Source organism: Niallia oryzisoli, from assembly GCF_036670025.1.
Taxonomy (GTDB): Bacteria; Bacillota; Bacilli; order Bacillales; family Cytobacillaceae; genus Bacillus_BD; species Bacillus_BD oryzisoli.
The window spans coordinates 5048876-5061250 of sequence record NZ_CP137640.1; the positions used below are offsets into that span (position 1 = coordinate 5048876).

Below are 12375 nucleotides of genomic sequence, written 5' to 3' on the forward strand. Positions count from 1 at the left end.
TTCGCTATATAGGAGTTTCCGTCCCAACATCCCTCTCTCCTTCACTTAAAATGGAAGAATATGGTGGGATGTGGAACCTGTCCCCGAGACTCTCTTAGCTTTTCCGAGGCGCCTCTTGTTGTTCTGGTATTAGTGAGAAGTATGTTTCTCCGTCAAGGCGTTCTTTATGCTCGGCTTTTGCTTGTTCGAGGATATCCGGGTTTTCCATGACGTCGATGGCTGTGCAGGCCATGACTTTTCCTGCTTGCAGCATGCCTTTGTGGCCAATGGGCATTGCCCCTTGCGAAACGACCTGCCAAGTGTGGAAAGGAGTTCCGAGCGCCCAGCAAGCTGTCATACATTGCATGGTTGGAACGACCCAACTCACATCTCCAACATCCGTGGAGCCTGACAACATGATTTCTTTCTTACTGAATGGCGGAATGACATCAGCTATGTGCTTTTCCTTCAGTTTTTCCGCTGTACTTTTATCAAATCCGATTAAAGCAGCGTCACGATCTTCGGGAGATAGTGAATCCCTTATTTCTTTCGCGTACTTTTGATCGAACTCATCATAGGCAGGAACACCAATCGCTGATAAGTTTTTGTACATGGTCTCAGCAAGTGTGGTATTAGGAATCAAGTCCGAAGCAGCCCCCTCAAACACGACCTCCACCTTTGTTCCTGTCATTAAGGCCGCCCCTTCTGCAATGTCATGTACTCTGTTATACAGCTCGATGACCTGCTTCTTTTTCGGAGCACGAATTAAATAGGCAACCTCTGCATGAGCTTGTACCACATTGGGAGAATTTCCGCCTGTATCCGTAACGGCATAATGGACTCTTGCCTCTGGAATCATGTGCTCCCTTAAATAGTTGACCCCAATATTCATCAGCTCAACCGCATCAAGTGCACTGCGGCCTAAATGAGGAGCAGCGGCGGCATGAGCACTCTTTCCGTTAAAAACAAATCGAACAGCGTAGTTCGCAAGCGAACTGAAATTCATAATAACAGGCTTTGTTTCCGGGTGCCAGGAAAGGGCAAAATCCACATCGTCAAACAAACCTGCTCGAGTCATATAGGCTTTTCCAGAGCCGTTTTCCTCAGCCGGACACCCGTAATAACGAACCGTTCCTTTCAGACCTGTTTGTTTCATATATTCTTTTATAGCTACTGCAGCGGCAAAAGCTCCAGTACCCAATAAGTTATGTCCGCATCCATGTCCATGACCGCCGGCTGAAATGGGGTCATTTTGGGTACACCCTTTTTTCTGACTTAAGCCAGGCAAAGCATCAAATTCACCTAAGATGGCCACTACAGGGTTCCCGCTGCCAAAGCTGGCCATAAAACCAGTTTGTAGTCCGGCAACATTTCTTTCAACCTGAAATCCTTCCCCTTCCAAGGCGTGGCACAAATATTCAGAAGACCGATACTCTTCAAAATAAATTTCCGGTGTTTCCCATATTTTATCGCTTAGTTGAATAAATGTTTCTCTGCGTTTCTCTATATATTCTGAAATAAAAGTTTGTATGTCCAAACCTGTAAACCTTCCCCACTTTAAAATTTTAAAACGGCTCTAATCGTCAGCTTATGATGCACTTGCTTCTTCATTTTTTTTAGTAAGTAATTCACCTTTTTCATAATTTATCGTCAAAAGAGAAACAGCACATATAAATGCAAAAACAATCAGCATCCAAAAAGCGGCATTAAACGAGCCATTAAATGCATCAACGATAAATCCAATGGCAAGTGGTGTGATAAAACCAGCAAGCTGACCGCCTGTATTAACTAGCCCCATACCAGAACCAGCTACAGAAGATGGCAGATTTTTAAGTACCACTGCTGGCAATAAAATGACGACAAACGAAATAATCAACATAATGACGGTTTGATAAATAATAAAAGAAGTTACATTTGAGGCCGTAAACATAAGGTACAGTAGAATAGAAATAAAGACACAAGCAAAAGCACCAGCTATTTTTTCGCGTCCTTTTGCTAACTTATCGATCACATATCCACTTAAAAACATGCCCAAGAGTTGTGCTACTCCTGGAATTGTCTGTAGCCAGCCTAATGAAACTAAATCGAGACCGCGAACATCCACTAAATAGGTAGGGAGCCATGTTGCAAGACCCCAGTTAACTGCGTATAAGGTAAAATAAGCAATAAATAAATTTAACATCAGGGGTGTTTTAAACAACATTTTAAACGAACCCTTTTGTACTCCTTGAGAATTCTGTGCACTTAGCGTCTCATTACTGTTTGGCAGCTTAATAAAATACCAATATAACGCTGCAATAATGGCACCGACAAATCCAATTATGACGAACGTGGTACGCCAGCCAATGGTCGTGAGCAATGTAACTGAAAGAACCGGGATAATAAGTGCAACAATTCCGCCAGATGATAACATAATAGACATTGCCCCAGCCCGTTTCTCTTTTGGGAACGCTTGTGAGATGATTTTAGAGCTAGCAGGCTGAAATCCTCCTTCTCCAATCCCAAACAAGAAACGAATTACGATCATGGAGACCATTGACCACGCCGCACCAGTTAGGCCAGTAAAAATAGACCACATAATGACTGAAGTGATAAGGACTTTTCTTGCACCAAACCGATCAGCCAGCCAGCCTCCAGGCAGCTGCATGAGTGCATATCCTGCGAAAAAACTGCTGAGTAAGAGTCCTGTCGATGAGGCACTCAGATTCAAGTCTTCCGTTATGGACAACACTGCATAATTCATAATGTATCGATCCAAATTTCCTAAAGCCCATCCTAAAAAAAGTAAAGCCAAAATCCAATTTCTTTTACGTGCTGACACCAATTCTACCATCCCCCTAATTTCATCCTTTATCAGATAAGAGTTAGTTCCTTTAATAAACTTCAGCAGAATTCCCCAACTATTTTTCCCTATAAAGAAAAAACGATGGTTTTTTCTTTATAGGGAAAAATAATATCATGGAGATTAAATCTAAAATGAACTTGCGAAAAAAACCTATACGTTCCTGCTGTTTTTACTTAAAAACTAGTTATGTCACTTTATCTTTTTTATTTAACGCATTATTAACGAACTGTTCGCTAATTAAATATTACGTAAAATTAAGAATCATATCAATAGTTTTTTGACTGATGGAGGGTATTGGAAAAAATCGATATTAAAAAATCGATTATATGACACATAAAAAACTAAGTTAAAATAGGCAAAAAAATAAGCATTTGTTATAATCAAATGCTTATTTCAACTTATAAACTTTAATTGGCCTTCCTCGAGAATGCGGTGACTCCTCGCCGATATATTCTGCCAAATCTACTTTACACAAATCAGCCACAATCTTCTGGGCATACCGTTCACTCATCTGAAGATGAATGGCCAAATCCTTAGTCGTGAATCCATTCTGATACTTTTTCCGAATGAATGCCTCTATTTTCTTATACGTTTTGACACTGATGTTTCCTTTATTTAGTTTCTCTAAAAAATCTTTATCATCCGTTCGGTAGAAATAAGTGAGTTCCTCCTCCTCTCCAACTGACTCGATCATCGTCCCATCATCTTGAATAATCGTAATCTTCTTTGCTTCTTTTTCCTTCGATTGACGAAGTGCACGATGAGCATTCATCTCTGCAAAATAAAGAGTTTCTCCAAAACCAACCCCTGCTGCAACAGCCGTATTTGATTCGAGTGATAAGCCTTCGATTTTCTCCTGAATGGTCTGAATCTCTCTTTCAATTACCCCTCTAGAGCTGAAAATCGTATATCTTCCGTTCCCTTGTTCGAAAAGCGACCCGCCTAAATTTTCGCAGAGTTGAATCAGCAGTTCCTTGAAGCGAAGCTCTAAATAATGGATCTGATAAGGTTTTTTCATCTTTTCTTTCATCTGGTCAAAATCCAACACCTCAATTATGACAACACCGATTTGAGTCTCTTTATAATAAGATGTCTTTATTTTTTCAAAAAAGATTCGAATCGTTTGGAATATTTCAATCCGAGTGGGTGACATCCAATAGGTTGGAACACCCGCTTCTTTAAGAGCCTGGTTGACAGTTGGGAAACAGGTTAAAGCACCTTCTGTCTTTTGTTGTTTCCATAAATCATAGTGGAAATGAAACAATTCATTCGGGTCAATCTCAGCATCGAAGGTTTTCAAATAAAGGTCCTTCATTGTCATTTTTAATTGCTGTATACCGTCTCCTTCTGCAATGTTAGAAGGTTGAACCATATCAATACTAACCTGATTTAATAATTTCCCTTGAGAATAGGAGAGCTCCATGATTCCTTTATAAATGCTCGATTCCGTAAAAAATATATACACTAGCTTTTCATCTGACGGAAGTAATTTTTTTGCTATCGTATAGGGGATATATCCGGAAAAAAGCCAAAAATCCACCTGCTGATCATTACTCAATATGATTTCTTTTACTTCACTTGTTTCATTATAGGCCAGGGGGATAAACTCCATCTCCTGTTCCATTTCTCTAGCTATCTCAAGAATTCGATCGACCGACAAACTCGGGCCAACAATTCCAATCCTAAACATTACATATTCCTACTTTCTAAGAATTAGGTGGTACAGGGGGACAGGCACCGTGACCCAGATATTCAACTAGTCCCCTATATCAACGCTGCCTCTAATCCAATCTATATATTCAACATAAACATAGTCGAAAGACGCGCAGACAGACCAGTCCAACGTTCCTGCAAAAAAGCGAGAGAAAGCTCTATTATAGTGGATCCTTACTGAACTTTCCTTGTTTATTATAATTTATCATTTGTAATCGTGGGGAGGGTTCTCACCTCGGACAGATGGCGAGAAACAGGTTTTACATTTTTTCTTTCCTACATTACAGATAGTCTAAAAATCGTTTAACTGCAAGCGGCGCAGATTTTTTATCTCTCATGGCAAGACCAATCTTACGGTACGCAGGGATATCGAGTTCCTTTATTACAATTCGGTAGGGAATGCGCTGCAAAATAAGCTCCGGCAATATACTAATCCCCAACCCACCTTCGACCATGGACATGATGGCATAATCATCCCATGTCGTAAAATGTACTTTTGGTTCAAGATTATACCGCTCAAATATTTCGGATATTTCAGCTTTAGCACCTTTTTCTAAAAGCATAAAGGGATAATCACAAAGCGCCTTAACAGGAAAGCATTCACAGTCAGCCATCGGATGGTCTTCCGGCAAAACAACGAGGAGTTTATCCTGCTCCAAAAAAATCGTTTCAAACTCCGGGTGTGTAGGAAGCCGAAGGAAGCCGCAATCCACGCGTCCCTCTAAAATCCAGCTTTCAATTTCCGTATAGTCCCCCAACAGAAGTTCGTAATCAATATTAGGAAAGTCCTTTTGAAATTCTTTAATGATCTTCGGAAGCCAATGGGTTGCTACGCTTGAAAATGTACCAATGCGAATGAGTCCCGATTGCAAGCCTTTCAGTTCATCCACCTGCGCCTGCAATTTTCGAAATTCATTACATACATTTTGCGCAAACGGTAATAGCTTAAGTCCGTCGGAAGTCAGGCGCACACCGGCTCGCCCGCGCTCAAGAAGCGACACACTCCATTCCTTTTCCAAATCGTTAATCATGCGGCTGATGCCGGATTGGGAATAATTCAATACTTCTGCTGCCTTTGTAAAGCTGCCATATTCATCGGTTTTGATAAATGCCATATATTTTTGAATGTTCATGTCCATATGTTTCTCACCTACTTTACCTTTGAAATGGGCACTAGTTTTGCTCTTTAGTGTCCGTTTCCCTCGCTTTTCATCTGGATTTGTCATGTTAATTATGATAAATATTCGTTTTTGTAATCTATAAAAGCATGATACACTTAATTCTGCAGACATTTCAATTATTCAAGTATAGCGAAAGAACGATGAATTATGCGAACAAACACAAATAGGAGGTTTATTATGCCGTATATTAATCCATACATTAGAATGCCCGTTTCAACATCACCACCACCACCAGTTACTCCTTTAAACACGCTTATATTTATAACAGATTAAGAATCTGCGAAATATAAGCTGTTTCGCAGATTCGAAGGAGTAGACGATGAAATCTAGCATTCAGTTTATATTATCAATGATTATTTTCGGTACAATTGGTTTAGTTGTAAGATACATTGATTTATCTTCGAGTGAAACAGCTTTACTTAGTAGTTCAATCGGATGTTTATTTTTAATGTTCGTATTTTTTATGACAAAAAAATCCATTTCGTGGAAACTAATGAAAGCAAATTCTTTCGTCTTATTGCTTTCTGGTATTGCATTAGGAGGGAATTGGATTTTCCTCTATCAATCCTATGATTATACAACAGTCACTAACGCAACCTTAGCGTATTACTTTGCACCTGTGCTTGTCTTGATTCTCTCACCCATGATCCTTAAGGAACCATTATCCATCAAAAAGACAGCTTGTATTGGTGTAGCGATAGCAGGGATGGTATTGATTGTTGGAAATGGCATAAGTGCATTTGGCAAAGATGATCTGCTCGGGATCTTTTTTGGTTTAATTGCGGCTGCATTTTACGCTGCATTAATGTTATTGAATAAATTTATTCAAGACATGGCCAAGTTAGAGATTACAATCATCCAACTTGGAACAACAGCTTTCCTTCTCTTACCATATGTACTTGTTACAGAGGGATTCGGTATCTTGGAAGTATCAAGGGCATCTATCCCCTTTATCATTCTATTAGGAATTGTTAACACAGGAATTGGATTTTGGTTATTTTTCTCAGGAATGCAAAAGTTAAAAGGACAAAGTATTGCGTTGTTAAGCTATGTAGATCCATTTGTGGCTATCCTTATTTCAGGGGTCATCTTACAAGAACAAATGACGATGATTCAAGTGCTAGGTGGCACCCTCCTCTTAGGCTCTACATTTGTTAGTGAAACGAAATGTAGAAGATTATCAATACAGAGTACAAAAATTTTATCGAAATAGTGAATAAGAGCAGTGGGCTACATTCTTCACCACTGCTCTTATTTTATGTTATTTAACTATTTATCTCACTATATTCCATACCACAAATGCGTGGAACATTTTGTGAAACAAGATTTTTCGACGAGTGCCTGGAACTACTGCAAACTGCTGCAAACAACTTGTCCAACTGCTTTTGCTGCCACTAGGAGGGCGTCTTCATCGATATCGAATTTTGGATGATGATTAAAGTAAGGATTTTCTACTCCTTTTGGTGTACAGGCAATGTAAAAGAAGCAGGCAGGGAATTTTTCCGCATAATAGGCAAAGTCTTCAGATGGTGACATGGCTGGAAATTCCTTTACTTCTTTAATGTCTTTGTCATCCATGCTGCGTAAGCTTTCTGCAACCTTCGCGGTTAGCTCAGGGTTGTTGTATAAAGGTGGATAATCTGGCTCATAAGTAAGCTCACATGTTACATCAAACTCTTCTTCAATCCCTTTTACAATCCGTTTGATTTCTTTCTCAATCTTATCTTTTGTTTCTACCGTCATATAGCGAATATCGCCTTCAAGCTCTACGCTGTCCTTGATCACATTGAAAGTCCCTTTTCCATCAAAAGATCCGATGGTAATTACGCCAATTTCAAAAGGGCTTAATCTGCGGCTGACAATCGTTTGAGCAGCTGTCACAAAATGCGCCGCAGCCACGATGGCATCGTTTGCTAGATGCGGCGAGGAACCATGCCCGCCCCTTCCTTGAACCTTCATTTTCATATATGCTCGTCCATTGAAAGAATAACCAGCATGATAGCCTACTGTTCCCGCAGGTCCCATTGGCAGTAAATGAATCCCATAAATGGAATCCAAATCATCAATCAATCCAGACTCGACAATACTTTTTGCTCCGCCTGGCGGAACCTCTTCTGCATGCTGGTGAATGATTTTGATTGTACCTGGAATGGAATCCTTTAATTGAATTAAGCAATCGGCTAAAACTAACAAGTATGCCGTATGACCATCATGTCCACACGCATGCATGATGCCTTCATTCTTTGATTTAAACGGTATATCCGTTTCTTCTGTAATCGGAAGGGCATCAAAATCAGCGCGCAAACCAATAGTTTTTCCCGGTTTTCCACCTTTAATTGTCACAATAATTCCATGACCATTCCCAACATTCGTTTGAATCTCAACATCTTTTCCTTTATAAAAATCCACTATATACTGAGCTGTTTTTTCCTCTTGAAAGGATAATTCAGGATTTTCATGTAAATAACGACGAATGGCAATCATTTCTTCTTTACGTGCTTCTAACATGCTCATTAATTCACTTTTCATTTTTTTCGTCTCCTTTTTTGATGGCAAAGAACGGTAGAACCACCGATTCCTTGCCAATTTATAAAAAATGAGCTGAAGTATACTTCTATTGATTCTTTTTTTATTAATTAGCGGCTCTCTGTGCTGCTTGTGTGTGAACTTTTGACGATGAAGCCCCTGCTGTTTTTCCAGCATTCTTTGGAACCATGACCACAATGGAAAGAACGGAAAGGACTCCAAAAATAACGTTTACGATAATTCCGACGGATGCAGCCGTTTCAACACTTCCAGCTGCTGCAACTGAACTATACACCGTTGCGGAAATGGCAACCCCTATCGCACCGCCAAGTGAGCTGGCCATTTTATAAACCCCTGCAGCTTCTCCCACTTTATCTGAAGGTGCATTTGATACAGATGTATCTGTAGATGGTGTGGCATAGATTCCAAGTCCAAGACCAAATAAAGCAAATCCAATAAATACGACAACTGTATAAACTAAATCAGGTAAGAAGGTTAATCCCATAACCGCTACACCAACGGTTGTGATAACAGCGCCCCAAATCATTGGTAATTTCGCCCCAACTCTTTGCAGGATTTTCTCTCCCACACGAATCATGGCAAGAACCGCTACTAAATATCCAATGGACAGCATGCCTGACTGGAATGCAGTAAATCCACGGCCTACTTGAACATACGTATTGGCAACAACAAGTGTCCCGGCAATGGCGTTTAACAAAAAGTTTGAGTAAGTGGCACCTGCGTATGGTTTATTTTTAAATAATGAGAAATCAATAAGGGCAATCTCTTTTCTTTTTTCAACTTTAAAAAAGACAATCGCTCCAACAATTGTAATGATGGCAGTGATGACTGAAATTGGACTTGTCCAGCCTAAGTCCGCACCAAATGTAATAAAAACGTTTAAAGAGATCATCGTAACAATAAAGATAGCTAAACCACTAAAATCGAATTTGAATGCACCTGTTCCTTCTGCTTTGCTTTCAGGCGTATCTTTAATAAGGAGCATGGCAAGAAGGGCAAAAATAATAGAGAAGATAAAGATCCATTTCCATCCCATATACGTTGCAATAGCACCGCCGGCAAACGAACAGACCCCTGAACCGCCCCATGATCCAATGGACCAAAAACTAAGGGCACGCTGTCTGTCTTTTCCCTCAAAGTAAGCTTTCATTAAAGCAATGGTTGATGGCATAATACAGGCTGCGGAAAGTCCTTGAATCACACGGCCAATGATGAGCAAAACTGCTCCTTGTGTGAATACAAGGCAAAGAGAACCGATCACGCTTAAAATTAACCCGACATAGGTAATTTTTTTACGTCCAATTTTATCTGCTATTCCACCCGCAGCTACAATAAACATACCTGAGAATAAAGCGGTTAAGCTGATGGCAATATTTAACGTTCCATAAGAAACCCCTAAATCTGATTGAACGTCCGGGACTACGTTGACCATTGCCTGGGCAAAGAGCCAAAATGTGATAACCCCGAACACAATCCCTGTGATCATCTTATCTGTACCTTTATAATTAGTCTCCATCGTTAAACCTCCTGTAATTTGATGTAAAATCTTTTAATGTGTTTCTATACTGTAATTATAGAAATGAACGCGGATTTAAGAGAGTCAATTTTTATGCAAAAGACCGGAGGACTGTGTAAAATAATTAACCTGCTGTGAAGTTAGGTAAAAATTTTGCGGTTGTTTTTTGTTATCATAAAAAAGTCCGACCCGCCTTCACACAGCTCAAACTGGATAGAAGACGAAGTCGGACTTTATGGGCATTTCAAACACGCTTAACTGTAGGTTTTTCGAATATCAAAAAAGTGAATCGCATTACTGGTTAAATAGGAATAAAAGGACCACTCCTCTTCAATGGTTTCATCAAAGATTTCTAAGGAAGGCCTGCTCGAATTGATAATATAATCAATGATTTCCGCATCCATGCCATACTTACTGTTCAAGTTCCACCATTTCGTATACAATGCTCCATGATCTTTATCAAACACATGCTTGCGTATTTGATATTCCCCTGTGGCCATACCGGAAATGGTCACGTGAATTTCTTTATTGAGTTTTTGCAGAAAGGTCTCCTCCACGGAGAAATACGGATTGATGATCGTACCATTCATCAAAATCAATTGATATCCCCGCTCATTTCGTGTCATTACATATTCATGACCATGTGCAACAACCTCGCCATGCAAACGTTTTAAAAACATCAAGGCAAAATAAGCTGGTCGTTTTCCATTTAGATAATGGAATAATTCGACACCGTCCATTCGATAGCGTTTATTTTTTCCAGTTTCCTCATGTACAATCGTGTTAATCCAGAGCCCAACGGTTTTCACATCATTAGCTATATCTAAAACATTTTTCAAAACTAAAGCTCCTCGAAAAAAGGTGCCGTTCGTATACCTGGTATTCCCAGACAACGTGTTCCATGCTACAAGGTGGAGGGGCTTTTCCAAATGACTCTTTTTTAAATATCTCTTCAGCTTATCGGTTTTCTCTTTGATATAATCCTTTGCTAAATCAAATTGGCTATTATCCAGTTCCTGAAAATCAACGACATCATTTTGGTTCGCATTAAACCCAATAAAATCAATAGACGCACCATGTTCCAGCTGCCATTTATGATTGTCACTTGTCTTTTCTTTGCTGAAGGAAAAAGGCATATACACGCCCACTTGAACCTGAGGCACCATCTTCTTCAGTAAATTGTACAGTTTTACATAAACCCTCTGAAGCTCTTTTGCTTCGGCTCCAGTGTTATACGGCTCGTAAAACATCACATGCCACTCGCCAATAAACGATTCCCCATACAATTGCAAACAATGTCTCACAAATTGAACAAGTTTTGTAAAATATTCCTCTTCATTCCTCGAGATATCCATGTAATCAGACTGGACAAACAGTGATAATTCATTCTTTTTCATGAATTCCAACGCACTATCAATATTAAAATAAGGAGATGTTGTCGGAATCACTTCATCTGTTTCCACCTCAGGAGGAATCGCCGTATTGTTAAAAAGATGACGAATTCCAATATACCTTAACTGTAAATCCCTTTTCACATCTAGCACTTGAGATCGAACATCTTCTTTTAATAATTCGATAATTTCGCCAATATGGAGAATGTGAGACGGACAATTTAATGTCATTGACACAGGTTTGGCCAGGTTTAACGGCAGCTTTTCATACCTTGTCTCTGTATGGGTGTATGGTTTTTCATCCTCTAAGATCATGCTGCTTAATTTTGCGACAATTTCTGGTGATTGTATAAACTTTGAAGTATCTTCCTTGCTATAGCTTTGAACTGAATCTTCTTTTTGTACATGATGACTGTCACGATATACATGCGGGGTCATTCCGTACACTTCTTTAAAAAAAGCTGAAAAAGACTTGGTATTTGGAAAGCCATTATTCATAGCGATTTGCGAAATCGAGTCAGACGTGTAAAGTAAATCCTTCATACTATGCTTCAGTCTGATATTCATTAAATAACGACTAAATCCCATTCCCATTTTCTGTTTAAAATAACGGGACAGATAACCTGTTGAAAGAAAAAATTTCTTAGCCGTTTCCTCTAATGTTATCATCTGGTCATAGTTCTTTTCCATATAGTCAATGATTTGTTCTATACGCAGATCACCTGTATCTAATTTTTCAAGAACACTGCCTTCTACTTTGAAATTACGTATCAAGATCAGTAACATTTGACAGATATAACTTTTAATCTCAATTCGATAACTTTCATCTTGTCGATAATAACTAACCATGACATTTGCCAGGAGCTTCCGAATCGAAAGAATCATCCCTTCTCTTCCCATATCTATTTCCTTTGAATAGCATTCAAATCGCCGATTTCGATAGTCCGCGTAATGATGATCCATAAAGGCATCGGAAATGGTTAATGTCATGACCCGGTTATTTTCACTGCCTTGAATCTGGTAAAGCTGATTACGATTAATGACAAGCAAATCCTTTTCTTCCATATAATAAAAACGACTAGATGTTTCTATTTTTAATTCGCCGCTTATGACCAAGATAAATTGAATCCCTTTATTCACCCTTGGAACTAGTAGTTCAATCTGTTGAAATGATAGTTGAAAATCTGACAATGGATCGTTCAA

General features: G+C 39.3%; 8 protein-coding genes. 1 reads left to right on the top strand and 7 read right to left on the bottom strand.

Annotated features, from left to right (window positions below; all coding sequences use genetic code 11):
• Positions 1-94: 94 nt before the first annotated feature.
• The 4 genes from R4Z09_RS25295 to R4Z09_RS25310 all read right to left on the bottom strand — a co-directional run bounded on the left by R4Z09_RS25295 (position 95) and on the right by R4Z09_RS25310 (position 5670).
• Positions 95-1516 (bottom strand): M20 family metallopeptidase, encoded by a 1422-nt coding sequence (locus R4Z09_RS25295; RefSeq protein ID WP_338449452.1) that lies wholly within the window; start codon positions 1514-1516, stop codon positions 95-97.
• Between the two features lie 51 nt (positions 1517-1567).
• Positions 1568-2803 carry an MFS transporter gene (locus tag R4Z09_RS25300; RefSeq protein ID WP_338449453.1) on the bottom strand — a complete coding sequence of 412 codons (1236 nt, stop codon included), beginning with the start codon at positions 2801-2803 and terminating at the stop codon, positions 1568-1570.
• Positions 2804-3212: 409 nt separating this feature from the next.
• Positions 3213-4514: a hypothetical protein gene (locus tag R4Z09_RS25305; protein WP_338449454.1), complete on the bottom strand. Its 1302-nt coding sequence runs from the start codon at positions 4512-4514 to the stop codon at positions 3213-3215.
• A gap of 304 nt (positions 4515-4818) precedes the next feature.
• Positions 4819-5670 (bottom strand): LysR family transcriptional regulator, encoded by an 852-nt coding sequence (locus tag R4Z09_RS25310; protein WP_338453359.1) that lies wholly within the window; start codon positions 5668-5670, stop codon positions 4819-4821.
• A gap of 367 nt (positions 5671-6037) precedes the next feature.
• Here R4Z09_RS25310 and R4Z09_RS25315 point away from each other — a divergent pair, with 367 nt between their 5' ends.
• Positions 6038-6931, top strand: coding sequence for a DMT family transporter (locus R4Z09_RS25315; protein ID WP_338449455.1), 894 nt, complete (start codon positions 6038-6040; stop codon positions 6929-6931).
• Positions 6932-7065: 134 nt separating this feature from the next.
• Here the strand turns inward: R4Z09_RS25315 and R4Z09_RS25320 are convergent, their stop codons facing one another.
• From R4Z09_RS25320 to R4Z09_RS25330, 3 genes are all read right to left on the bottom strand, one after another.
• Positions 7066-8247: an amidohydrolase gene (locus R4Z09_RS25320; protein ID WP_338449456.1), complete on the bottom strand. Its 1182-nt coding sequence runs from the start codon at positions 8245-8247 to the stop codon at positions 7066-7068.
• Positions 8248-8350: 103 nt separating this feature from the next.
• Complete coding sequence (locus R4Z09_RS25325; RefSeq protein WP_338449457.1) at positions 8351-9781, bottom strand: MFS transporter; 1431 nt, start codon at positions 9779-9781, stop codon at positions 8351-8353.
• Between the two features lie 254 nt (positions 9782-10035).
• Positions 10036-12375: a helix-turn-helix domain-containing protein gene (locus R4Z09_RS25330; RefSeq protein WP_338449458.1), complete on the bottom strand. Its 2340-nt coding sequence runs from the start codon at positions 12373-12375 to the stop codon at positions 10036-10038.